At 43.5% G+C, this 24,128-nt stretch carries 20 protein-coding genes and 1 pseudogene; 4 read left to right on the top strand and 17 right to left on the bottom strand.

Going from position 1 to position 24,128, the window contains the following annotated elements; translation table 11 throughout:
* Positions 1-212: 212 nt before the first annotated feature.
* Positions 213-3,005 carry an LPXTG cell wall anchor domain-containing protein gene (locus FFV08_06805; protein ID QLB52351.1) on the bottom strand — a complete coding sequence of 931 codons (2,793 nt, stop codon included), beginning with the start codon at positions 3,003-3,005 and terminating at the stop codon, positions 213-215.
* 239 nt (positions 3,006-3,244) lie between these two features.
* On the opposite strand from FFV08_06805, the gene FFV08_06810 reads away from it, so the two are divergent.
* Positions 3,245-3,985, top strand: coding sequence for a hypothetical protein (locus FFV08_06810; GenBank protein QLB52352.1), 741 nt, complete (start codon positions 3,245-3,247; stop codon positions 3,983-3,985).
* A 61-nt stretch (positions 3,986-4,046) separates the two neighbouring features.
* On the opposite strand, the gene FFV08_06815 is transcribed toward FFV08_06810, so the two are convergent.
* The 9 genes and pseudogenes from FFV08_06815 to FFV08_06855 form a co-directional block, all read right to left on the bottom strand.
* On the bottom strand, positions 4,047-4,340 hold the full coding sequence (locus FFV08_06815) for a 50S ribosomal protein L27 (protein QLB52353.1): 294 nt from the start codon (positions 4,338-4,340) through the stop codon (positions 4,047-4,049).
* Positions 4,341-4,357: 17 nt separating this feature from the next.
* On the bottom strand, positions 4,358-4,702 hold the full coding sequence (locus FFV08_06820) for a ribosomal-processing cysteine protease Prp (protein QLB52354.1): 345 nt from the start codon (positions 4,700-4,702) through the stop codon (positions 4,358-4,360).
* A 15-nt stretch (positions 4,703-4,717) separates the two neighbouring features.
* The gene (gene rplU / locus FFV08_06825) at positions 4,718-5,032 is read right to left on the bottom strand and encodes a 50S ribosomal protein L21 (GenBank protein QLB52355.1); all 315 of its coding nucleotides are present in this window, start codon (positions 5,030-5,032) and stop codon (positions 4,718-4,720) included.
* A gap of 384 nt (positions 5,033-5,416) precedes the next feature.
* Positions 5,417-5,938: an isoprenylcysteine carboxylmethyltransferase family protein gene (locus tag FFV08_06830; GenBank protein ID QLB52356.1), complete on the bottom strand. Its 522-nt coding sequence runs from the start codon at positions 5,936-5,938 to the stop codon at positions 5,417-5,419.
* A gap of 21 nt (positions 5,939-5,959) precedes the next feature.
* On the bottom strand, positions 5,960-7,174 hold the full coding sequence (gene thiI / locus FFV08_06835) for a tRNA 4-thiouridine(8) synthase ThiI (protein QLB52357.1): 1,215 nt from the start codon (positions 7,172-7,174) through the stop codon (positions 5,960-5,962).
* Positions 7,175-7,177: 3 nt separating this feature from the next.
* Complete coding sequence (locus FFV08_06840; protein ID QLB52358.1) at positions 7,178-8,320, bottom strand: cysteine desulfurase; 1,143 nt, start codon at positions 8,318-8,320, stop codon at positions 7,178-7,180.
* 99 nt (positions 8,321-8,419) lie between these two features.
* On the bottom strand, positions 8,420-10,330 hold the full coding sequence (locus FFV08_06845) for a fructose-1,6-bisphosphatase (protein ID QLB52359.1): 1,911 nt from the start codon (positions 10,328-10,330) through the stop codon (positions 8,420-8,422).
* 41 nt (positions 10,331-10,371) lie between these two features.
* Positions 10,372-11,188: pseudogene (locus FFV08_06850) on the bottom strand (kinase/pyrophosphorylase).
* Between the two features lie 5 nt (positions 11,189-11,193).
* Positions 11,194-11,823, bottom strand: a complete 630-nt coding sequence (locus FFV08_06855; GenBank protein QLB52360.1) for a helix-turn-helix transcriptional regulator — start codon at positions 11,821-11,823, stop codon at positions 11,194-11,196.
* 246 nt (positions 11,824-12,069) lie between these two features.
* Here FFV08_06855 and ppdK point away from each other — a divergent pair, with 246 nt between their 5' ends.
* Positions 12,070-14,691 (top strand): pyruvate, phosphate dikinase, encoded by a 2,622-nt coding sequence (gene ppdK, locus FFV08_06860; protein ID QLB52361.1) that lies wholly within the window; start codon positions 12,070-12,072, stop codon positions 14,689-14,691.
* 312 nt (positions 14,692-15,003) lie between these two features.
* Positions 15,004-15,420 carry a hypothetical protein gene (locus FFV08_06865; GenBank protein ID QLB52362.1) on the top strand — a complete coding sequence of 139 codons (417 nt, stop codon included), beginning with the start codon at positions 15,004-15,006 and terminating at the stop codon, positions 15,418-15,420.
* Positions 15,421-15,491: 71 nt separating this feature from the next.
* Here the strand turns inward: FFV08_06865 and FFV08_06870 are convergent, their stop codons facing one another.
* From FFV08_06870 to FFV08_06900, 7 genes are all read right to left on the bottom strand, one after another.
* Positions 15,492-16,562, bottom strand: a complete 1,071-nt coding sequence (locus FFV08_06870; GenBank protein ID QLB52363.1) for an ABC transporter substrate-binding protein — start codon at positions 16,560-16,562, stop codon at positions 15,492-15,494.
* On the bottom strand, positions 16,559-17,332 hold the full coding sequence (locus FFV08_06875; protein ID QLB52364.1) for an ABC transporter permease: 774 nt from the start codon (positions 17,330-17,332) through the stop codon (positions 16,559-16,561). The genes FFV08_06870 and FFV08_06875 overlap by 4 nt, the downstream gene beginning before the upstream one ends.
* Positions 17,329-18,135, bottom strand: a complete 807-nt coding sequence (locus FFV08_06880) for an ABC transporter permease (GenBank protein QLB52365.1) — start codon at positions 18,133-18,135, stop codon at positions 17,329-17,331. Before FFV08_06880 ends, FFV08_06875 begins: the two co-directional genes overlap by 4 nt.
* On the bottom strand, positions 18,116-19,261 hold the full coding sequence (locus FFV08_06885; GenBank protein QLB52366.1) for an ABC transporter ATP-binding protein: 1,146 nt from the start codon (positions 19,259-19,261) through the stop codon (positions 18,116-18,118). The genes FFV08_06880 and FFV08_06885 overlap by 20 nt, the downstream gene beginning before the upstream one ends.
* A gap of 192 nt (positions 19,262-19,453) precedes the next feature.
* Positions 19,454-20,359 carry a UDP-N-acetylmuramate dehydrogenase gene (gene murB / locus FFV08_06890; GenBank protein QLB52367.1) on the bottom strand — a complete coding sequence of 302 codons (906 nt, stop codon included), beginning with the start codon at positions 20,357-20,359 and terminating at the stop codon, positions 19,454-19,456.
* A 348-nt stretch (positions 20,360-20,707) separates the two neighbouring features.
* On the bottom strand, positions 20,708-21,574 hold the full coding sequence (locus tag FFV08_06895; protein QLB52368.1) for a homoserine kinase: 867 nt from the start codon (positions 21,572-21,574) through the stop codon (positions 20,708-20,710).
* Between the two features lies 1 nt (position 21,575).
* Positions 21,576-22,862 carry a homoserine dehydrogenase gene (locus FFV08_06900; GenBank protein ID QLB52369.1) on the bottom strand — a complete coding sequence of 429 codons (1,287 nt, stop codon included), beginning with the start codon at positions 22,860-22,862 and terminating at the stop codon, positions 21,576-21,578.
* 139 nt (positions 22,863-23,001) lie between these two features.
* Between FFV08_06900 and FFV08_06905 the strand changes: the two genes are divergently transcribed.
* Entirely contained in the window at positions 23,002-23,967 is a 966-nt protein-coding gene (locus FFV08_06905) for a polysaccharide deacetylase family protein (protein QLB52370.1), read from the top strand.
* Positions 23,968-24,128 lie beyond the last annotated feature (161 nt).

The following is a 24,128-nucleotide window of genomic DNA, read 5'->3' on the forward strand; positions in this document are numbered from 1 at the left end:
TAAACCGATGACAGTTGAGCAAAATATCTAAGGACGGGTACTTTTAGCAAGCTCACAAAGTTTTCCCTTACCGCATTTCTGCAAATTTCCAAATAAAAAAGGAAGAATCTGCTTTTACTGCATAGTTGCTTTGGATTCTTCCTTTTTGTTATTTTATCAAGAATGAGTAAAACTGTTAGAAGTTTAACAATGCTTACTCTTTCTTTTATTTCTTATAGTCTTCGGTATGATAAGCCATACAGATAGACAACTCCAAACAAGAACAAGGCACCCAGCAAGGTTAAGAACAAGCTGCTGCTGTCTCCTGTTTTAGGAAGCTGGCCAAACTGTGTTGCCTGCTTACTGAGTTGCCGACGAGGACTTACAGGTTCAACAGAACGCAAACTCAACTGCGGAGGATTTTGTTGACCCGGAACCATGCTCTGCCTAGCTGCAGTAATCTGAATAAGCTCCTTGTAATAACCTTCTCCCATGCTGAATTCTCTGTCTTGACTGTCAATCAAGGTTAGGGAAAGCACTGGACTGAACTGACCTTCTACTAAGCCTTTCAAGCCAATCTCAACCGGATTAGAATCATTGGCTTTTTTAGAAATCAGAACAGTATCACCAGAGATGGTATAGTCTGGACTCGGGAGAATGCTAAAATGCTTAGTATCCATCTTAAGAGCAAGGCGGTAGTCATTTTTCTCTAGACCATTTAATCCACTCAGGGTAACCGTAGCTGTAAAAGGCTGATCTAGCTGAGCAGATGTAGGAACATTGACTTTGATATCCTTTACTGGATCGATATAAAAGAGACCATGCCCGATAGGATAGGCAACCTCTGTCTCAGACATGATGCCATCCTTGATACGCGGCACATTTACTGGTAGCGTTCCAACATGTTTTTGACCGTTGAAAATCACTTCCACTCCAGCCGGGATATTAGGACCGAAGGCATTATCCGGCTTCAGAGACTCAGTTGGATCCATACCCTTGTTTCCATAAACTGCTACAATAGCCTTGGCATTAGGATAATTCGCTACATCATAAGGTTTGGAAATGCTCATGACAGCTGCCTGTTTTCCAGTTGCATTTGCATAGTCCACGACTTCTGTCGGAACCCTTGTCAGCCAGAAATCGCTGGCCAGTTGAGATTGACGGCCAATTTCAGAGATTAAGACAAGGTGAGTCGCTTGGTCAATCTTTCCTTTCAAATCTTCTAACTTGGTTGTCTTGCTGTAGTTCAGCGCTTCATATGTGACACCTGCTGGAATCACTCCGTCGGCTATCAAACGCTTGACGCCCAGCTCTAGTCCAGGCACTTCATCGTCATAGGCTGCTAACAGCAAAATCCTATCGCCAGATTTGACCTTAAAGGGCAGAACAGTATCATCGTTTTTAACTACCGTTACTGCACTAGCAGCGATTTTTCGTTCAGTATCTCTGTTCAGCTCTGAGCCAACGGCTTCTTCTGCCTTAGCTTGAGTTCGCTCAGATGGGTCAAAGTCTAAAACACCCCGTTTTTCTTTTAGATTCAAGATTCGGGTCACTGACTCATCTAATCTGCTGACTGGAATATCGCCTCTCTGAACCGCCAGCTCAATATCACTGATAATCTTGTCAATCTTGGCCAAATCGCTCTTGCTGCGTAAGACGGTTGGCATCAGCACTACATCCACACCTGACTTGATTGCCATGATAGCTGCTTCAGATTCCCCGAAGTTTTTGGCAATCGCATCCATGCCCATAGCATCAGATACTACTACACCCTTGTAGCCAAAATTTTTGCGAACAATGCCGGTAATAATGTCATCAGACAAGGTGGCAGGGATATAAATGGTTTCCCCAGTTTGCTTAGATATAACCGTGTCTTTTTCGATCTGAGGATATTGAATATGAGCTGTCATCAGCATATCAGCACCCTTGTCAATAGCATCCTTGAAAGGCAGCAACTCCAAGGCTTCGAGCTCCGCATAGGATTTATCTACCAGAGGCAGACCAGTGTGTGAATCTACCGCCGTATCACCATGACCAGGAAAATGCTTAGCTGCTACTGCGACATTGTATTTCTGAATCCCCTCCATCATAGCCGTCCCCAAACGAGCAACAACCTTAGGGTCAGAAGAGAAGGAACGCAAACCAATAACTGGATTCTGCGGATTGTTATTTGTATCAAAAACAGGGGCAAAGTTGACATTCAAACCTAGAGCCGATAGCTCCCGTCCGATGATTTGACCTGCTTGATTAGCCAATTCTGGATCTCGCGTCGCGCCGACTGCCATGTTGCCAGGAAGAGCAGTCCCACTTCCCAAGCGATAGACGATACCACCTTCTTGGTCAATCGCGAGTAAGAGCGGCAACTTGCCATTTTTAGCTTGGTTACTAATAGCTGCTTGCTGCAGGGCCTGCGTCAAGGCTAAGGTTTGAGCAGTTCCCTTCACATTCTCAGCAAAAAGAATAACTCCGCCAAAGTCGTATTTATCAACCGCTTCTGCCACTTCTTTATTAAGCTCCGTCATATCTGACTGGGAGGCTTGGCCCTCTTGCTGCCATTTTCTGAAGTCCGGCATCAGCATCTGGGTAATCTTCTGACGAATTGTCATATCCGCCACAAGCTCCTTTACTCTCTTAGAAGCCGAAGGTGCATCACTCGCTGCCTGACCCTGCGCCTGATTGGCAGCTGAGGAAACTTCTGCAGACTGAGCTGTCGCTGGTTTGGCAGAATCTTCTAACAAATTCCCCATGTTACCAGCTTGACTTGAAGCATCTGCTTCAGTAGTTGCGACTGACGGAGCATCTGAGACCGGCAGAGCTTTTACAGCAATCTGACCATCCTGACTTGGCGTGCCCCTAGCCCCTGCACTACTATCAGAAGAGTCCGTTGCAACTGCAGCACTTGCTTGTTCAGACTGGTTAGCAGGTTCCGGCAGCTGATTAGCCGTATCTGCTTCTATGGCACCCAATGGCCAAAAAACTAGTAATGACAAGGCAAGCACCAATAGCAATTTATACCTTTTCATCATAGGCATTCTCCTTTCATCCCTATAATAGCACAAAAAATTATGTTTGTAAACGTTTACATATTATCTAATTCTTGTTTGCTTTTATCACCAATTAGTAATATAATCTCTATAAAAACGAAATAGTATTACAATATTATAGAAATGTTACAGAGGTATAATTTTATAGAAACAACATAACCCGACTGTTAAAAATGAGATTCTTTAATCTTATACTAACAGTTACATAGAAAGGATTTGCTATGAGACAAGAAAAGAACACCAAAGCAATGTTCAACCGACGCTACTGGTTGGGCCTTTCACTCGTTTCTGCTGCGACTTTGGCAGCTGCTTTGATTTCCACCGGAACAGTCCAAGCGGAGAACAAGTCAATCCCAGACTGGACTTCTAGACGTGAAGTTGGTATTTACGATCCTAGTGTACCAGACATTGAGGACGACCCTACTATCTTTGATGATCCAGGACCTATCAAAGTTCAGGAAGCCCCTAAGAGTGAGTTCCCTAATGCTTTTTATGATGAGTCTGGCGAAAGAATTACAAATAGAATCGTTCTTCACGAGGGTAAATACTACGGAGCGGACCTCTCTGGTTATACATACAAAGTTCAAGATGACTCAGCAGAACAAATTCCGACGAATCTAAAAAAATCCTTCTATACTAGTCCAACTGGTAACGTCTATTATTTTGATGACAAAGGACAAAGAGTCATTAACTTTTACACTGTTGACGGCAAGCAATACTTCTTTGATCATTACGGACGAATTGTTAAAAACAGATTTATTGATTTTACTGAATACACCTTCTACATCGGAGGAGATGGATCACCTTATAAAAACGGTCTTTATAAGATTGGCAAGTACTACTATTACTTTGGTGAGTATGGTAATCTTTATAGGGAAACTATTGTCAACTACAACGGAAAGACCTATTATGCAAATTGGCATGGCGTTGTCAATATAAAAGACGAAGAAGTTACACCATAGTAAAAAGTTCCGATATAAAAAATCCCCCGCTTGATAGCAGGGGATTTTATTCATTTCTGAATTATTTAGCGATTGGGTAAACAGAAACTTGTTTCTTATCGCGTCCTTTGCGTTCAAAGCGTACTACGCCTTCAACTTTTGCGAACAAAGTATCATCTCCGCCGCGTCCAACGTTGACACCTGCATGGATGTGAGTGCCACGTTGACGGTAAAGGATAGAGCCGCCTGTTACGGTTTGACCGTCAGCTGCTTTAGCTCCCAGACGTTTCGCTTGTGAATCACGTCCGTTAGATGTAGAACCTCCACCTTTTTTGTGGGCGAATAGTTGCAAGTTAGCAAGATTCATTTTTAACATAATGTTTTTCCTCCGTGTTAGTTTTCTGTGATAACTCTGGTTTGGACGAACTCAGACGAGTCCTCCGATAAGTTTGCCATTCCTAGGAAAAATGATTCAAAGAAAAGCTGAGTCATCTCTCTCTGGCTCGGTGCAATATCTGTCGGGATTTCAACCCGTAAGAATCCACCTTCATCTTCGTTTAATTCTAAGGTCGGTTCGTAGCCTGCGAATTTCTCAACTGAATTGACAAAATTAATGGCGAGCGTCGAAACGGACGCACACACGACATCATAGCCGTATTCACCACTCGCGGCGTGACCTGTGATTTCTGCACGCCTCAGTTCGCCATCCTCGGCTCTTTCAAAGACTGCGTGTATCATTTAATCTCCTTAAAATTAAGCGTTGATAGCGTTGATGACAACTTTTGTATATGGTTGACGGTGACCTTGTTTACGATGGCTGCCTTTTTTAGGTTTGTACTTGTAAGTAACAACCTTCTTTTGCTTGCCTTGTTTTTCAACAGTTCCGACAACAGAAGCTCCAGCAACAAGCGGAGTTCCTACAACAGTGTTTTCACCACCAACAAGAACAACTTCGTCAAAAGTAACGTCTTGACCAGCTTCAGCGTTTAACTTTTCAACGTAGATTGCTTGACCAACTTCAACTTTAACTTGTTTTCCGCCAGTTTTAATGATTGCGTATGTGCTCATTATGCACCTCCTATGATTTTTAGGGTTTCCCCGGATTTTGTGAAGACTCGCCTAGCATCGTGGGACGAACCACTTAAGAGAAGAGCTCTAAGTATAACAAAGAATAAACTAGGAATTGAGCCGAAGGCATAACTTGTGTTAGGCAAAGCGATAATGACGAAGTTTAAATTTGTTATACGACGAGCAACGATGTTCGTGCGGTTGCACAGGAATGTGCATAGTCAACTCTATAAGTATAGCACTTCTGCAGCTCTTTAGCAAGCTTTTTCATCTCATGAAAACGGATTTTCGAGGATTATCTTTAAATTTTGTCCACTAATGAACTAAGACAACCTCTGTTATATGCTAACTGCTTTATTAAATAATTATTAGTTCAAAAAAATTCTAAATATAACGCCGTACCCTATCTTGATAGTCTTGATAAGCTTTCCCAAACCTTTCAAGACACCAGCGCTCCTCAGAGAGAATAATCCAGTGGGCCGCAGTCTGAAAAGTCACTAAAATCAGAAAGAAAATCATTGATTTGGTCAAAAAAGCTATTCCTAAAAAACAAACAAAGTAAGCTACATACATGGGATTACGGGAATAGCGATAAAGGCCCTTTGTATTCATGCCGTTTGCATCTGGTCTAGCGAAATCCCTCATACTGATAGCACACAAAGCCAAACCAAGCAGGTAAATAGCTATGCCAGCATAAAAGAAAACAGAAAAATCAAACTTAATTTCAAGCAAAAAAGGAGTTATGAACAAGGCTAAATTGCTCAATTGATAAATCATATAAGCTATCTTTTCCTTTCCTTGGACTGGTGCAAAATAAGCTGCGCGTGACAAAGCATTTTTGCCAAAATGACTTAATAAAGGAAAACGAATCAGCAAAAAAGGAATTAAGAGAAAAACAGCCAGCATAAACGTCACCTTCTCTCGCTTTTACAAGAGCCCCTCAATCAGCTCATCAACTTCATCAGCCTCTGCTTGCGGTCTGATTTCTGTAATTATGATACCTGCGACAGCGCGCTCAACCAAGCCTTCAACATCTAGGTAAGTTTCGTACTGCTCGGCATTCTTGATTTTCGGATTGGTTTTAGGTCGATCTGGCGCAAAAATAGTACAACAATCTTCAAATGGCTGGATAGAGATTTGGAAAGTATCAATTTTCTCTGCAATCTCGATAATTTCCAGCTTGTCCATGGTCACGACAGGACGGATAACCGGTGTATTGGTCACGGCATTGATAGCCTGCATACTCTCAATGGTTTGACTTGCCACCTGACCAAGACTTTCTCCGTTGATAATGACTTGAGCGCCCCGCTCCTCTCGAATCCGGTCTGTAATGCGCATCATAAAGCGACGAGTCAGTGTCATCAGGTAGGCTTCTGGAGCCTTGGCTTTGATTTCCTCCTGAATCTCTGTAAAAGGTACTTCGATAAACTGGATATTGCCACCGAACTTGGTCAATTTTCGCGTCAAATCTTGAGCTTTTTTCAATGCACCTGGACTGGTGTAAGGCGGACTGGCAAAGTGAACTGCCTCAATATCTACACCGCGCTTGAGAGCCAGATAGCCCGCCACTGGTGAGTCAATCCCACCTGAGAGCATGAGCATGCCCTTGCCAGAAGTGCCGACTGGCAATCCCCCAGCACCACGAATCGTCTCATAAGAGATATAGGCCGCTTCTTCGCGAATTTCGACCCGAAGTTCAATATCCGGTGCTTTCATTTTGACCTGAACATTGGGAATGGCCTCAAAAACAGCATCACCAAGTGTCTGGTTAAGCTCGCGGCTATCCAATTCAAAGCTGTGGTCACTGCGCTTGCTGGTAATCTTAAAGGTCATCCCTTCCTGATAGACTTGCTTCATGATGGTTTGAACAGCTTCAATCAAGGCTGGTACAGACTTTTTAACCCTATAAGATGGTGAGAAATTCTGAATCCCAAAAATCTGCTTGAGTGATTCAGCGACCGGCTGATAATCGGTTCCTTGCAGATAGATATGAGTGCGGTCACGGTCAGCCTTGACATGGACCTGCGGATAGACTGACAAAACAGCCTGGATATTGCGTTTGAGTTTGTTAATAAAGCGCATGCGGTTCTTGCCCTTGGTTGAGAGCTCACCGTAGCGTACCATAATTTCTGAATAATGCATTGTTTACCTGACTTTTCTGGTTTTTTCGTAAATAATTTTAAAGGTTGTCAAAAATTGCTCTATCTGGCTCATGTCATTGCCAGCATCCAAACTGATACGGACAGCAGTCTGAGCGAGCGATTTTTCGACTCCCATAGCGATTAGGGTTCCTGCCGGCTTTCCAGCCTTAGACGAGCAAGCGCTGGTAGTCGAGATATAGATCTCGTAGTTTTCAAACGCATGGACGACGACTTCGCCTCGCACCCCCTTGATACCAAAGGTTAGTATATGGGGCGCAAAACCCTCCATGTCTGAGAAAATCACCACATCTGGATACTTCTGCAACTCTTCAAGGAGAATTTTTTTCATCTGAGCCGTCTGCTGGACAAATACTTCTTGCTTTTCCATGGAAAGGCGCAGTGCCTTGGCCGTCGCTGCAATGCCAGCTAAATTTTCCGTCGTTGAGCGTTTGTCAGACTCCTGACCGCCACCGGTCAAGAGGGGACTGATTTTCTTACCAGACTTGATATAGACAAATCCTACGCCTCGTACACCGTGAAATTTATGACTGGAAAATGTCGCAAAATCCACGCGATCCGTCAGATAGGCAGCTGTTGGAATCTTCGTAACAGCCTGTACAGCGTCCACATGAAAGGAAATAGTGGGTTTGTCTGCTAGGAGTTCGGATATTTTCTGAATGGGCTGAATACTGCCGATTTCATTATTGACAGCCATGATGGAGATTAGAGTGGTGTCTGGTCGAATCAGCTCCGCTAGCTTGCCTACCTCAACAATACCAGCCTTATCAACTGGTGCAAAATCAACTTCAAACCCTTGACTCTGAAGCCAGAGGGCTGATTCTTTAACCGCGGGATGCTCAATATTAGATACGATGATGTGTTTGCCAAAAGGAACCTTTTCAAAAGCAACTCCCTTAAGTACCCAATTGTCCCCTTCTGTCCCTCCGGACGTAAAAAAAATCTCCGAAGAAGACTTGCCTAAAAGCTCTGCTATTTGCCGGCGAGAAGCTTCTAAGAGACGGGTTGCCTGACTACCTAAGCTGTGCAGACTGGATGGATTGCCCCAGATTTTTGAAGCTACTTCTGTGTAAGCAGCTAAGGCCTCTGGATAAGGCTTGGTTGTCGCTGAATTATCTAAATAAATCATGTTCTTTCCTCTAAATTTCAATACTCCTATTGTAACACGAAAGAGAAACTGGAACAAGAAAGAAAAAGCCCTAAATTCTGTAGAACTTAGGGCTAAACATCACCAGTCATAAAACTCATGCAGCAAGTCAAAGAGTTCCTGTTGTTGAGCTAACAAGCTCTGACCAATGGTAGTAGATTTGATGAGGGTTCGTTCCTCTACATTTTCAATCACCTTTTTCAGTGAGGTCTGAGCAAAAGGCGATTCCACAACTTTTTGAGCATTTTGGAAAGGCTGATGGGTCACCAACTGGAAACCATAGGAATTATTGAGCAATGAATAGCTGGCCGTTCCAGTTTTCTTCTGATAGGCCTTGCAGAGGCCACCATCAATGACAAAGAGCAAACCGCCACCACGGATAGGCGACTCTCCCTTACCCGTCTTAACCGGAGTATGCCCATTGACCATCCTAGACTCTTGAGAAAAGAGGCCAAATTCTTCCAAAATAAGCTGGCAGACTTTCTCAGAATTACGATAAGAAAAATAAGAATTTTCCACTTCCTTGTGGGTGTCCTTATCTTCAATGAAATAGCGCTCCAAGGTGGTCATCTTTTCTTTGCCAAACAAAGGCGACAGCTTACCTTTCCAGCAATACCAAATCAAGTCAGTCGACAAATCATCCCCCACTTCCTTGTTCTTGGCCGACTGCCGAATATGATACTCAAAGAAATCCAGCAATTCCTTGCCTGCATAATGGGCTTGATTGAGAATGAAAGGCTGGAATTCTCCTGACGGCTCCAGAGGAATGCAGCCGTGAAAAAGCAAGTGATGGTTGTAAATCTTATACATAGAGCCCTTGTTCATCAGAAGACTCATATGCTCAGCCATCTTAAGAGAACTTTGGAATGAGGCCAGCATACTGTCTACAGCTTGATTTTCTTCTGGTGTCAAAGCTGACGGATTTTCCGGATTGATAGTTTGGAAACAGGTGTTAACCAGAGGATGCTTGGTATCGTCAATCGTAACACTTTCTTCCCAATAATCAATCTTGTCCAGCATAACATGGTCCTGCATCTGGAATTCAGGCCGTCGTTTGATGAGTTGATTTTCCAGCTTAAACTGGATAATCGCTAAGGCTTGGTGAACCTTTTCCAGCTGCAGAATTTCCTCATCTGAAAACTCCTGCTCTCTGCTGCCTAGAATGGGTCTAAACTTAGGATTAGACTGGTAAGTCTTGTCCGCAAAAAGAGTCAAGGAGCGCAGGTTTAAACCATAATCTTTCTCGATATCCCAGAGATAGCCATAGCGAGCTGCTATGCGCAGTACATTGAGCAAGCAGGCCTTAGAGCCAAAAAAGGCTCCCATCCAGATAATGTCGTGGTTGCCCCACTGAATATCAAGCGAGTGAAAATGCTGCAGTTCATCCATGACCTGAGCACTGCCAGCTCCTCGGTCAAAAATATCTCCAACCACATGCAGATGGTCGATCAACAACTGCCGAATACTTCGGGACAAGCCTAGGATAAAAGGTACAGCTTCCCGCAATTCAATCACATAAGTCAAGATATTCTCAAAATAGGATTTTTTATCAGCTAGAGCCCTGTCACTATAGAGCAACTCCTCGATAATATAGGCATATTGTGGTGGCAAGGCCTTTCTGACCTTGGACCGACTGTATTTTGCACCTGCAAAAGCCAGCAAGTTCAAGAGCTGGGGAATGGTTTCCTGATACCAGTCTTGGCCTTTCGTTTCTTCCCCCAGCACAAGCTCAGGATAGGAAACCAGCGCTGACAGCCGATCCTTATGAGATTCTGACAAGCTGTCCCCAAAACAGTCCTTGATCTTCTCATTGAGGATACCTGCACAACTTCTCAAAATATAGTCAAAAGCAGCAAACTCCCCGTGAATGTCACTGATATACAGCTCCGTCCCTTTGGGCAAGTTCAAAATTGCCTCTAGGTTGGTCAGCTCTGTAATGACTTTCTGGCGACTGTCAAATTCTTTCAGTAAAATACGCTTATATTGCTCCATCTTATGCCCTCACTCTATAACCGCTCTCTCAATCTTCTCTCTTATCTCAATTTCTTCAAATGATCTTCAATCAAGAAAGCCGTTTCCTCGATTGATTTATCGGTGATATTGATGACATGTGCCCGATATTTTTTAAAGACTTCTTTTGAGTAGTCTAGTTCTTCGTATATCTTTTCCAGATCTGTGTAGCTAGTCGACTGGGTCAATCCCAGAGAATTCAAGCGATTACTGCGTATCTTAGACAGTTTTTCTGGCTCACATAAAAGGCCGATAATCCGCTCCGGATCAACCTTATCCAAGACCTGAGGCAGAGGGACTTCTGGAATCAAAGGCAGGTTAGAAACCTTGTAGCCTTTATTAGCCAGATAAATACTAAGTGGCGTTTTAGATGTACGGGAGACGCCCAAGAGCACCAAGTCAGAATCCAAAAAACCTTGCGGTGCCTTGCCATCGTCGTATTTGACCGCAAACTCAATAGCAGAGATTTTATTAAAATACTCAGTGTCCAGCCGGTGCAAGGTACCCGGCACCTCTATTGGACTGGTGCCTGTCTTTTCCTTGATAATCTCAAAAAATGGATGCATCAAATCCAGATAAGCAAGGCCATTGGCCTGACTGAACTCTCTAGCTACAGCTGCTAACTTGCCATCAACCAGAGTACTAATAACAAGGGCATCGTCCTTGATGGCATCACGCAGAATATCCAGCAATTCTTCTTCCTTGTTGATAAATGGAAAACGATAGCTGTTATTAAAATAATATCTGGGTACTGGGCTGTCACCGCAGACAGCAACTTCTGCGAAGTCCCCCCAAAGAATCTGAAATGCTGTAAACAATAATTTCTTTCTTCATGTTCATTCCTCTTATCTATTAACCTCAGCACTTCTGGCCTCTTGAATAATATAATCCAGCAGAGCTGACTTGGTCACAGTTCCTAAAATCTTACGATCATTATCCTCATCCACTACCGGCAGTGAATCAATCGCAAAATCCTGCAAAACTGCTGCCGCTTCCAAAATGTTCATATCCTTGTAGCAAGTTTTGATATGGGGCATTCGGGTCATGCAGACCGCTACAGGAGTGCTGTCAATGTTAGTATTGAGCGAAGCCCGCAGCAAGTCTTTACGCGACAAAATCCCCAAGAGCAGCTTATGCTCATCAATGACATAGAGAACATCCGCATCATACATAAATAAGGTAATAATGGCATCTTGAATAAAAGAATCATGAGATACCAAAACAGGCGAAGTCATAATCTCTGCCACTTCCTTTCGAAAGGTATCGAAAAAGAAAAGCGTCTCTAAATCCGAGCCCGAGTATGTGTAACCAACTTTAGGCGTAGCCTTCAAAATCCCAACCAAGGTCAGAAAAGACAGATCCGAGCGCAAGGTCGCCCGAGAAATATCCAGTAATTCAGAGATTTTCTCACCGCTGAGTGGTTGGTGTTCTTTTACAATTTCTACAATTTTCTTTTGACGTTCACTTAATTTCAAATAGGTCTGACTCCTTCGTTCTTTATAATAGATGATTAGCTTGATTTCGCTTAAAATTTAAGAATTATTGCTCATATTTCATTATCAGACGTTTAAATAATCATCATTTTGTAACACATTATAACAAAAAAAGAAAAATTGTCAATAAAACAGGATGCTTTTTTTTGGTTGACAAACATATGTGATGTATATTACAATGTAGTTGTCCTACAATATGACACATATTTCATAATTTTGGAGGTAAATATGGCGAAATGGATTTACTCCTTCGAGGAAGGATGTGCAGATGACAAGGCTCTGCTTGGCGGAAAAGGAGCCAACCTAGCTGAAATGACCAATTTGGGACTGCCTGTCCCTCCAGGTTTTACTATTACCACTGAAAGCTGTATCGAATATTTAGAAAGTCCTTATTTCTTTGAATCTTCTTTAAAAGAAGATGTTTTGAAAGCGGTTACCACTTTAGAAGAGAAAACTGGTAAATATTTCAGCGGCAACGACTCAGCACTGCTCTTAGTGTCTGTCCGAAGCGGAGCTAAGTTTTCCATGCCGGGCATGATGGACACTATTCTCAATCTAGGTCTGAATGATTTAAGAACCCAGACTCTGGCTGAGCAGACCAATGCCGACTTTGCCTACAACTGCTACCGCCGTCTGTTGCAAATGTTTGCTGATGTAGTTTATGGTATTTCCAAGGATGAGTTTGATGACCTCTTGGGCTATTTTGAAAAGAATGCTGGGAAACAGGCCAAGGATTTCACACTGGAAGAACATCAGGCATTAGTTGAGCAGTATAAGCAGCTTTACCGCGAGCATCATCAGACCTTCCCCCAAAGCTCGAAAGAACAGCTCTATGCTGCTATCAAGGCAGTCTTCAAGTCTTGGAATAACCCTCGAGCTAAGGTTTACCGCAACTTAAATGACATTCCTCATGATTTGGGAACAGCGGTCAATGTCCAAGCCATGGTCTTCGGAAATAGCGACCAAACCAGTGGTACAGGAGTCGTATTTACGAGAAACCCTGCCAGCGGTGAGCATCAGCTATTCGGCGAATTTTTGCTCAATGCACAAGGAGAGGATGTCGTAGCTGGCATTCGGACCCCTGAACCTATCGCTGCACTTGAGACAGTACTCCCTCAGGCCTATGCAGCTTTCCAAGACTATGCTAAGATTCTTGAAAACCACTACAAGGACATGCAAGATATCGAATTTACCATTGAAAAGGGTAAACTCTATATCCTCCAAACTAGAAACGGTAAACGAACCGCCAAGGCATCTTTGAAAATCGCCTTAGATCTGGTAGACGAGGGCATTATCAGCAAAAAAGAAGCTCTCCAACGTGTCTCTCCTGCTACGATTAGCCAGCTCATCCATCCTGTATTTGAAGAAAAAGCTCTGCAAGATGCTCCTTTCTTGGCTCAAGGACTGCCAGCCAGCCCTGGTGCTGCAACTGGCGAGATTGTCTTTACAGCTGAGCGCGCCAAAGACTACCACTCCTTGGGTAAAAAGGTCATTTTAGTCCGTCAAGAAACTTCCCCTGAAGACATTGAGGGCATGGTCGTTAGCCAAGCCATAGTGACCAGTCAGGGCGGTATGACCTCTCACGCAGCTGTCGTAGCCCGGGGAATGGGAACTTGCTGTGTGGCTGGTTGTGGAGAGCTGACCATCAGCGAGGAAAGCAAGACCGTTTCCTGCGGAAGTCTTGTTTTGACTGAGGGTGATGTCATTTCAGTTGATGGCAGCTCTGGGCGCATTTATAGCGGTGAGATTCCGACTGTCCTAGTCGAAAATGACAATGAACTTCAACGACTGCTTTCATGGGCAGACGAAGTCGCACATATCAAAGTCCGTGCTAACGCAGAGACCGTTCAAGATCTGAAAACAGCTATTAAGTTTGGGGCAAAGGGCATTGGTCTGGCTCGTACCGAACACATGTTCTTTGGTCAAGAGAGGATTCTGGAAATGCGGCGCCTGATTCTGACTGATAACGAATTGGAAACCAGATCCGCCCTCAAAAAACTGCTGGAATTCCAAGAAGAAGACTTCTATCAAATGTTCCAAGCAGTTCAGGACAAACCTATGATTATCCGTCTTTTGGATCCGCCAATGCATGAATTTCTACCTAAAGATTCACAGGAAATCAAAGCTTTGGCTGATAAACTACACAAATCGCCAGAAAAACTTACTCGCCGCATTGAACAGCTGCAAGAAAGCAATCCTATGCTAGGGCACCGCGGCTGTCGTCTGGGGATTACGCAACCAGAGATTTACAAGATGCAGGTTGAAGCGGTCTTCAAGAGTGCTATCAAGCTGAGTCAGGAAGGATTGACCGTCAAGCCAGAAATCATGATTCCGCTGATTGCAGACAAGGCTGAGTTGGACTCTGTCAAAGCCTTTCTCACCCAACATATCAACAAGCTCTTTAGGCATCAAGGTCATGAACCCTTCCCTTATGAAATTGGCACCATGATTGAACTTCCGCGTGCCTGTCTGGTTGCAGACCAGCTGGCTCAGGAAGCAGACTTCTTCAGCTTTGGTACTAACGACCTGACCCAGATGACCTATGGTTTCTCACGGGACGATATTGGAAAATTCATCGGCCATTATAAGGAGAAAGAAATCCTTCCTTTTGATCCTTTCCAAACTGTCGACCAAGCCGGTGTTGGTGAATTGATGCGGATAGCTATCAGCAAGGGCCGTCAAGTCAAAACTGACCTTTCAATCGGCATCTGCGGTGAGGTCGGTGGTGATCCTGCTTCCATCCCCTTCTTCCAAGAAATTGGTGTCACCTATGTCTCCTGCTCTCCTTATCGGGTTCCAGCTGCAAGGCTAGCTGTCGCTCAAGCGGCACTCCAAGATGAAAAGGCGTAATTACTTTGCTATTCTAGCTCAAGAAGCTGGGACAAAAGTCCAACCTCAAATATAAAAAGCGAACAAAACTAGTTTTCTGGTAATCAGAATTCTTCTTTGTTCGCTTTTCGCATTTAATTATAGATTTGAAGGGCTTAATAATTAAGATTTTTAAAAATTGAAATCTTTTTGTCCCAGACTCTTTTCTTAACAGCAATCTTCTGTGTGCGTTTTCATAGATAAAAATTTGATTTTTTTAAGACATTTTCAAATAAAAAACGTATAATGAGAGATAAGAAATCATTGAAATTTTAAAAGGAGATTCTTGCAAGCATGGAAAACTATTCTCGCAGTAATAAAAATAAGCCAAAATCATCTAAAAAACCTACTAAACAGCATATTAAAACTGGTCTTTCAGCCTTCCAAAAGACTATTGCAACGGTTGCCAGTATCTTATCCATTATCATTGCCAGCATCACGATCATGAATCTGACCAGTCATAAGGATGACAAATCAAAATCGGATACCAGCAGCTCCACTACAACGACTACCATCATCAAGGAAATCGAAAAAGAAACAAGCAGCCCTGCTTCAACGGCTGCAACTGATACTGCTGCTTCCAGCAGCGATACAGCAGCGGTTGAGACTAGTGCGTCTAGCTCTGCGGCGGATACAGCAGCAGGCGACACTACCGCTTCTAGCCAGAGTCAAGACACTGCAACCAATACTCAGACAGAAGCTTCAAACTAAGCAAGCAGAAAACGCCCAGCTCATTGAGCCAGGCGTTTTTCTTGTATTCATCAAGCAACCGTGCTTGACTATCACTTCCGATACATCTTGACTTGAAGATAGAGGTCGTTGTAGATCCCCAGCCATTTAGGACCCAACTGCTCATAAACTTCCAGATGTTTCATCGTTTCCTCAGTCGGATAAAAAGCCTCATCTTCCTGGATTTCCTTAGGCAACATGGCCTTGGCAGGAAGATTTGGTGTCGAATAGCCGACATAAAGGGCGTTCTTATAAGCATTTTCCGGTCTCAGCATAAAGTTAATAAATTGATAGGCTGCTTTTTTATTTTTGACGGTTTTTGGAATGACAATATTGTCAAACCAAAGATTGCTGGCTTCTGTTGGCACGACATAGCGCAGGTCTTCATTGGCCTCCAGCATCTGCCGAGCCTCACCAGAAAAGGTCACACCGATAGCTGCATTGTTCTGAATCATGTATCCTTTCATCTCATCGGCCACAATGGCCTTGATATTTGGCGTCAGAGTGTAGAGCTTGTCGACAGCCTCCTGCAACTGATCTGCATCTTTGGAGTTGAGACTATGACCATTCGAGTTCAGACCAATTCCCATGACTTCACGAGCTCCATCAATCATCATGATGGAGTTTTTGTATTCAGGTCGCCAGAGATCATTCCAATGCTCCGGAGCTTTATCAACCATTTTTTCATTGTAGACAATGCCAAGCGTTCCCCAAAAATAAGGAATCGAGTACTGATTTCCAGGATCGAAAGGCTGGTCTAAAAAGTCAGATCCGATATTTTCCAAACCTTTAATCTGGCTATGATCTAGCTTTTCTACCAAGCCTTCCTTCATCATCTTAGCAATCATATATTCACTGGGAATCGCAATGTCGTAGGTTGTGCCGCCCTGCTTTACTTTCGTATACATGGCTTCATTGGAGTCAAAGGTATCGTACTGGATTTGGACACCAGTTTCCTTGGTAAACTCAGTCAGCAGCTCAGGATCGATATAATCACCCCAGTTGTAAATGACCAACTTATCGCTCTCCTTGCTCTGCGTCCGACTTTCGATCTGATAACTGATACCCCACAAGACTATGATAATCAGCAGAATTCCCGCTAAAAATGAATAGAGCTTTCTCATACAGTCTCCTCCTTCTCACGAGTGATAAAATAATACCCAATTACCAAAGCAATGCTGAAGAGAAAGACCAAGGCTGACAGGGCATTGATTTCCAGAGAAATTCCCTGACGAGCACGGGAGTAAATCTCAACAGACAGAGTAGAAAAGCCATTGCCTGTAACAAAGAAGGTCACAGCAAAGTCATCTAGCGAATAGGTAAAAGCCATAAAATAGCCAGCGATAATGGCTGGAGTCAGATAAGGCAGCATGATTTCCTTTAGCATTTGCAATTGACTGGCGCCTAGGTCATAGGCAGCCTTAATCATATCATCATTCATTTCCTTGAGACGCGGAAGAATCATCAGCACCACAATCGGAATAGAAAAGGCTACATGGCTAGCCAGCACAGACAGGAAGCCCAGCTGGAATTTTGCAGTGGTAAAGAGAATCAGAAAACTTGCCCCAATCATGACATCCGGTGCCACCATGAGGATATTGTTGATAGACAGAAAGGCATCCTGATATTTCTTGCGGGCTTGATAAATATAGATGGCTCCAAAAGTTCCAATCAGAGTCGCAATCAACGAAGATAGGAAAGCCAGAAAGAAGGTCTGAACCAAAATCAAAATCAGGCGTGAATCCTCAAAGAGATTTTGAAAATGACTAAGACTGAATCCTGTAAAGCGATTCATGTCTTCCCCTGCATTAAAGGCATAAGCAATCAGGTAAAAGATGGGGATGTAGAGCACCAAAAAGACAAAGGCTAGATAGAGATTTGCAATTTTTTTCATTGCTCTCTCCTTTCCTTTGTTGCCCACATGGTAAAGAGCATAGCAACAATCAGCACCACTCCGATAGTAGAGCCCATGCCCCAGTTTTGAGTAGTCAGGAAGTGCTGCTCAATGGCAGTTCCCAGAGTAATTACTCGATTACCCCCGATTAAGCGGACCAGCATGAAGAGGCTGAGACTAGGGATAAAGACTGACTGCACTCCACTTCTGACACCATTCAATGACAAAGGGAAAACAACCCGACGGAAAGTCTCCCAGCGATTAGCTCCCAAGTCATAACTGGCATTGATAAGATTAGGATCCAAATCATCCAGAACGTTGAAAATGGGCAGAATCATAAAAGGCAGCTCGATGTAGCTAGCTACAAAGATAAATGAAAAGTCCGTAAAGAGAATCTGTTGAGGTCCTACTCCGATAAAAGTCAAGAATTGATTGATTGAGCCATTCTGACCAAAGATACCAATGAAAGCATAAGCTTTGAGCAGGAGATTGATCCAGGTCGGCAGGACAATTAGCATTAGCCAGAGCTGCTTGTGCTTGAGCTGAGTCAAAAAGAAGGCGGTCGGATAGGAAATCAGCAGGGTTACAACAGTAATAATTCCGGCATAAAGGATCGAATTCAGACTTATCTTGAGATAGGTCCAGTTCTGCGATGTAAAGTAGGTCTGGTAATTTTCCAGCGTAAACTGCCCTTCAATGTTAAAGAAGGATGTCCAGATAATCATAACAACAGGTGCCAGTACAAAGAGGAAAATCCAGAGCAGGTAGGGCAAGAGAAAAAGATTAGAGGTTGTTTTCTTCATCGCGTTCCTCCTCAATGGCATTGATCAGACCCGCTTCTTGCTCTTCTACTTCAACATATTCTTCGATACGGGCATCGAATTCTTCTTCAGTTTCATTGAGACGCATGATATGGATATCTTCAGGCTCGAAATGCAGACCAATTTCTTCACCAACAATCGCCTTGCGAGTCGAGTGAATCATCCATTCATTGCCCAGTTCATCATAAGCAATAATCTCATAGTGAACGCCACGGAAAAGCTGGGTATCAACTTTAACCTGCAGCTTTCCTTCTTCTGGCAGAGTAATCCGCAAATCCTCCGGCCGAATCACCACTTCAACAGCTTCATTTGGGCGCATCCCACCATCTACTGCTTCAAAACGCTTACCGTTGAACTCAACCAGATAGTCCTCAATCATCTTACCAGGCAGAATATTGGACTCGCCAATGAAGGTTGCAACAAAGTGATTAATAGGCTCGTCATAAATATCGACAGGTGTTCCCGACTGAACAATCTCGCCATCATTCATAACGAAAATCCAGTCGCTCATAGCTAGGGCTTCCTCTTGGTCGTGCGTGACAAAGACAAAGGTAATACCCAGACGCTGCTGCAATTCCCGCAGCTCATACTGCATGTCCGTGCGCAGCTTCAAATCCAGAGCAGACAGCGGCTCATCCAGCAAAACAACCCGCGGCTGATTAATGATCGCCCGCGCGATGGCTACACGCTGGCGCTGACCGCCCGACAGTTTGCGAATAGAACGGCGCTCAAAGCCTTCCAGCTGAACCATTTTCAGTACTTCAGCAACCCGCTCTTGAATTTCTTTTTTATCAACCTTGCGCAGACGCAGTGGAAAGGCTACATTTTCAAAAACATTCATATGCGGAAACAGTGCATAGGACTGAAAAACCGTGTGGACGTCTCGTTTATTAGTGGGAATATCATTGATGCGGACGCCATCAAGAAAAATATCCCCGTCTGTCGCGTCCAAAAGACCAGCAATAATGTTCAGAATCGTTGATTTTCCAGAGCCGGAAGAGCCCAGCAAAGTATAGAACTTTCCTTCTTCCAACTCGAAATTAATATCTTTCAGAACGACAGTATTATTATCTTCAAAAACTTTTGAAACGTTTTTAAACTCGATAATTGGTTTTTTTCAATTGGCATAAATTCCTTCTTTCTCGTATTAACAGATTAAGGGTTCTGTCAGACCGCTGCTACCTCGTGAGGGCTGTAAAGGCCTTTATAAATTCCGTGTCGATAGGCTTTCACCCCCTTACTAAGTTGCAGCCAGCTGCAGTTCCTTATCCAGCATACTTCTACTGGAAACCAATCTGTCTTACAGAGATTCACCAATGATGCGGACTTCGCGCTCCAGAGTAATACCTGAATTTTCCCGCACCCTTTCAATCACATGAGCAATAAGATTTTCGTAATCTTGGGCCGTTCCTTTAGCAACGTTAATCATAAAGCCGGCATGTTTCTCAGATACTTCTACACCACCGATACGATGCCCCTTGAGGCCTGCTTCACCAATCAGCTGACCAGCAAAGTGACCCAAAGGACGCTTGAAAACAGAGCCGCAGGACGGATATTCCAAAGGCTGCTTGAGCTCCCGCAGATGGGTTAAGCGCTCCATTTCCTGACGAATAGTTCTGTGAATACCAGGCGAAAGAGCAAACTTAGCAGAAATAACAATATCGCCTGTTTCCTGGACTAGTGAGTGACGATAGCCAAACTTCATGTCCCGAACGTCCAGCGTTTTGACTTGCCCCTGAGGAGTCAGAACCTTGCAAGATACCAAGACATGAGCAATCTCGCCGCCATAAGCCCCAGCGTTCATAAAGACAGCTCCGCCAACGCTGCCAGGAATACCACAAGCGAACTCAAAGCCAGTCAGACTATTCTGCAGGGCAATATGGGTAGTCTGAATAAGATTAGCTCCAGCTTCTGCCTCAATCATATAGCCATCTACCGCAACATTGTTGAGTTTGTCAAACAGAATAACGAAACCTCGGATACCACCGTCTCGCACAATAATATTACTGGCATTTCCCAGCACCATCCAAGGAATGTCTTCTTGATTGGCAAAATTAACAATGCGAGCTAGCTCATAACGATTGCGGGGGAAAACTAAGAAATCGGCTGCGCCCCCGACCTTTGTGTAGGTGTATTGACTCAAAGGCTCATTGAAGCGAATGTCGATTCCTTCTAATTCGGTTTTTAATTTTTCTAGTTTTTGCATGCTTTTCTCTCTTTTATGTAAACAAAATACACTCTATTATATCAAAAATCTATGGCATTTACGATAGATTAAAAAGAAAAAGCTGAGAAAGGTCAGCTTTTTAATGCTTATAATTGTCTAGTAGCAAATCGCTTTGTTTGAGTAGAAAGAGCATTCCTGATAGCACCGAAAGCTCCAGCTCCACTCGCCAGAGCCTGTAATTCTAAATGTTCCATAAAGTGAATTATCCTACTTTAAGCTAGCCCTATAATAGCACAGTTAGGTATAAAAAGATAGGGATATCAACTCCTTCTATTATGCACGTTCCTAGAAAAGAAAAAAGAGGCTCATAGAAAACCTCTTGATGATTTATTTTTCTACTCGGACACCCTCTGTGTCTACCTGAAGCTGGAAGATTTGCCCCTTGAAATTCTGTTTTTGCAAAAGATGGTAAATCTTCTCTGTCTTGTTCTTAGGTGATAAGACCATAACGGTCGGACCCGCTCCTGAGATATAGGTTGCATAAGATCCATTTTTTCTGGCCAAGAACTTAATATCTGAAAATTCCTTGATCAAAGGCTGCCGGTATTTTTCATGGAACAAATCTGACTCAATAGCTCGACCAGCGATTTTCATATCACCTTTTAAAAGAGCAGCAATCGCAACATTGGCAATGGAGCTGGCCGCCACAGCTTCTTTATATGAAAGGCGATTCGGCAAGACCCTACGACTCTCGACCGTCCGAAGCTCATAGTCTGGGATATAAGCGATGAAGTCGGCTTCTGGAAAATCCGACACCACAGCGGATACCTGATTTCTAGATGAACTAGATACCACAAAATTACCATAAATAGCTGGCGCAACATTGTCAGGATGGCCTTCAATCTTTGTAGCGATTTTTAGCTTCTGATAATCCGACAAATTAAGGTGAGCCAGCTGGTTGGCCAATTCAATACCAGCCACAATGACCGAGCTAGAAGACCCAAGTCCGCGAGCCAATGGAATATCACTGGTCATTTTCAAACGGCGTGGCTGAATATCTGGTGCCAACTGCAGGGCAATCTTAACCAATAGATTGCGCCGATCCTTAGGAATTCTCGGATTGAGGTCATGCTCAATCATCCACTCCTGACTTTCTTCCAAGACTTCAATTTCCAGATATTTTGACAGAGCTACCCCAACGGAGTCAAAGCCAGGACCGATATTGGCACTGGTCGCCGGTACAATAATTTTCATCTTAATCTCCTAGTACTTTGAAGGTATTGAGCAAGTCGAACTCAGCAACTTCTTTTAGCTTAGCAGTGACATTTTCCAGCTGCGTCTTGCTGACAGCATGGGTAATAATCACTACGCGAGCCTTCTCACCATCTGTACCTTCCTGCAGAATCTGCTTAAAGGAAACATCCTCAGCATTGAAAATCTCAGCTAAATGCAGAACTTGACCTTTAGAGTCAGGTGCCAAGATAGAGAAGTAATAGCTGCTCTTCACATCTTCTGGCTTAGCCAGCACTAACTCACGGCTGAATTCATTAAAGGCTTTGCCGACTGTCCCTTCATTCAAACGGCGGCTGATACGGACAATATCTGCCACAACACTAGTTGCAGTTGGTTTTTGGCCAGCTCCCGGTCCGTAGTACATGGATTCTCCGATACCGATGGATTCGACAAAGACAGCATTCATCACCCCATTGACACTAGCCAGCGGATGCGCTTTTGGCAGAAATGTTGGAGCTACTTCTGCTGCGATTCCTGATGGCGTTTCTTCAATAGAACCAACCAGCTTAACTACATAGCCCAGATCTTGAGCAACAGCCACGTCTTCTGGTGTGATATGACGAATTCCCTGATGACCCACATCTTCAAATTTAACATTCATACCAAAAGCGAACTGGCTAAGAATGACCATCTTGTAAGCCGCATCAATGCCATCTACATCATTGGTTGGATCGCTTTCAGCAAAGCCAAGACGCTGTGCTTCAGCAAGCGCATCTTCATAAGACCAGCCCTCTTCTACCATCTTGGTCATCATAAAGTTAGAGGTTCCATTGACCACACCTAGGATACGGGTGATTTTGTCAGAAGCCAGCGAATTAACCAAGGTACGGAGGATTGGAATCCCACCGGCAACAGCTGCTTCATAATAGAGAGCTACATTTTGATTTTGAGCAATTTCCAGCAACTCTACTCCGTGAACAGCCAGCAAGTCCTTATTGGCCGTTACCACATGTTTGCCAGCTTCAAGAGCACGAGTGATGAACGTTTTCGCTGGCTCAATCCGCCCCATCAATTCTACAACGATGGTAATCTCAGAATCCTTCAGAATTTCTTCAACATTTGTAACAAAGTTAAAGTCATTTCCAGCTGCTAAAAGACGCTCTTTTTCAGCATCGTCTTTTACCAATACTTTAGCAACCTCAATCTCTGAATGAGCTGCTTGAACGATTTTTTCTCCATTTTCCTTCAGCAAAAAAGGCACACCGCTGGCCACTGTTCCAAAACCAAGTAAAGCTATTTTAATAGACATGAAGCACTCCTTGAAAATTTCTAGTATAGAAAACATTATAACAAAATTATAAAAAAATGCCTACAAAACTACCTCTTTATTTGTTATAATAGATGTAAAATTCCGCAAGGAATAGCAATTTATTTTCAAAGGAGATACTATGACAGGAAAACACCGCGGAAATCGCATGCAGCAACGCAAGGCAAAGAAAAGGGCTATTTTACTGGCCGTGACGAGTCTAGTTCTTCTTCTCGTCCTGATCGTGGGTGGAGTTTATTCATTAGCTCAGTTAGGCAAGATCCACAATCAAGAAGAAGCGAATAATGTATCCATTAATCAGGCTACTAACTCTTCAAAGGCATCGTCAGAACCAATCAGGGATAATAATACAACTTCGGATAGCGATAATAAAGACAAGGTCAAATGGGTTAAGCAAGACCAGCCAGTCCAAGTTCCTATCTTGATGTATCATGCCATTCACGTCATGGATCCATCAGAAGCAGCTAATGCCGGTTTGATTGTAGATCCAGCTACATTTGAAAGTCATCTAAAAGCTTTGAAAGACGCAGGATACTACCCTCTGACACCAGCTGAAGCATACAAAGTCCTGACGGAGAATGTCCTGCCAGAAAATAAAAAAGTCGTCTGGCTGACCTTCGATGATAGTTTAAAGGATTTCTACACTAATGCCTTCCCACTTCTCCAGAAATATGACATGAAAGCAACCAATAATGTCATTACTGGATTTGTTCAAGCAGGACGCGAAGATATGCTGACGCTAGATGAGATAAAGGAAATGAAGGACAAAGGCATGTCCTTTGAAGACCACACCGTCAACCATCCCGACCTCTCAGCAACGACAGAAGACCAACAAAAAATTGAGTTAAAAGACTCCAAGTCTTACTTAGACAAAAATCTGTCTCAAACCACAACAACCGTTGCCTATCCATCTGGACGATACAGTGATGCAACCTTGCAGATTGCTGAAAGCCTTGGCTACAAGATGGGACTGACAACCAATAACGGTCTAGCTTCCCTATCCAACGGCTTGCTCACACTCAATCGCGTTCGTGTTAATCCAACCACTACTGCAGAAGACCTGCTAAATGAAATCGCAACAAACTAATCTTAAAAAGCCCGCTTCAGACGAAGCAGGCTTTTTCAATCCCTATGATTATAACTTCTTTCAATCACCAAAAAGAGGCTGGGACAAAAAGATTTCAATTTTTAAAAATCTTAATTATTAAGCCCTTCAAACCTATAATTAAATGCGAAAAGCGAACAAAG

Source organism: Streptococcus sanguinis, from assembly GCA_013378335.1.
Taxonomy (GTDB): Bacteria; Bacillota; Bacilli; order Lactobacillales; family Streptococcaceae; genus Streptococcus; species Streptococcus sanguinis_I.

Coding starts and splice junctions, on each gene's coding strand:
- FFV08_06805 (QLB52351.1), bottom strand. CDS start 3,005: ATGATGAAAAGGTATAAATTGCTATTGGTGCTTGCCTTGTCATTACTA.
- FFV08_06810 (QLB52352.1), top strand. CDS start 3,245: ATGAGACAAGAAAAGAACACCAAAGCAATGTTCAACCGACGCTACTGG.
- FFV08_06815 (QLB52353.1), bottom strand. CDS start 4,340: ATGTTAAAAATGAATCTTGCTAACTTGCAACTATTCGCCCACAAAAAA.
- FFV08_06820 (QLB52354.1), bottom strand. CDS start 4,702: ATGATACACGCAGTCTTTGAAAGAGCCGAGGATGGCGAACTGAGGCGT.
- rplU (QLB52355.1), bottom strand. CDS start 5,032: ATGAGCACATACGCAATCATTAAAACTGGCGGAAAACAAGTTAAAGTT.
- FFV08_06830 (QLB52356.1), bottom strand. CDS start 5,938: ATGCTGGCTGTTTTTCTCTTAATTCCTTTTTTGCTGATTCGTTTTCCT.
- thiI (QLB52357.1), bottom strand. CDS start 7,174: ATGCATTATTCAGAAATTATGGTACGCTACGGTGAGCTCTCAACCAAG.
- FFV08_06840 (QLB52358.1), bottom strand. CDS start 8,320: ATGATTTATTTAGATAATTCAGCGACAACCAAGCCTTATCCAGAGGCC.
- FFV08_06845 (QLB52359.1), bottom strand. CDS start 10,330: ATGGAGCAATATAAGCGTATTTTACTGAAAGAATTTGACAGTCGCCAG.
- ppdK (QLB52361.1), top strand. CDS start 12,070: ATGGCGAAATGGATTTACTCCTTCGAGGAAGGATGTGCAGATGACAAG.
- FFV08_06865 (QLB52362.1), top strand. CDS start 15,004: ATGGAAAACTATTCTCGCAGTAATAAAAATAAGCCAAAATCATCTAAA.
- FFV08_06870 (QLB52363.1), bottom strand. CDS start 16,562: ATGAGAAAGCTCTATTCATTTTTAGCGGGAATTCTGCTGATTATCATA.
- FFV08_06875 (QLB52364.1), bottom strand. CDS start 17,332: ATGAAAAAAATTGCAAATCTCTATCTAGCCTTTGTCTTTTTGGTGCTC.
- FFV08_06880 (QLB52365.1), bottom strand. CDS start 18,135: ATGAAGAAAACAACCTCTAATCTTTTTCTCTTGCCCTACCTGCTCTGG.
- murB (QLB52367.1), bottom strand. CDS start 20,359: ATGCAAAAACTAGAAAAATTAAAAACCGAATTAGAAGGAATCGACATT.
- FFV08_06895 (QLB52368.1), bottom strand. CDS start 21,574: ATGAAAATTATTGTACCGGCGACCAGTGCCAATATCGGTCCTGGCTTT.
- FFV08_06900 (QLB52369.1), bottom strand. CDS start 22,862: ATGTCTATTAAAATAGCTTTACTTGGTTTTGGAACAGTGGCCAGCGGT.
- FFV08_06905 (QLB52370.1), top strand. CDS start 23,002: ATGACAGGAAAACACCGCGGAAATCGCATGCAGCAACGCAAGGCAAAG.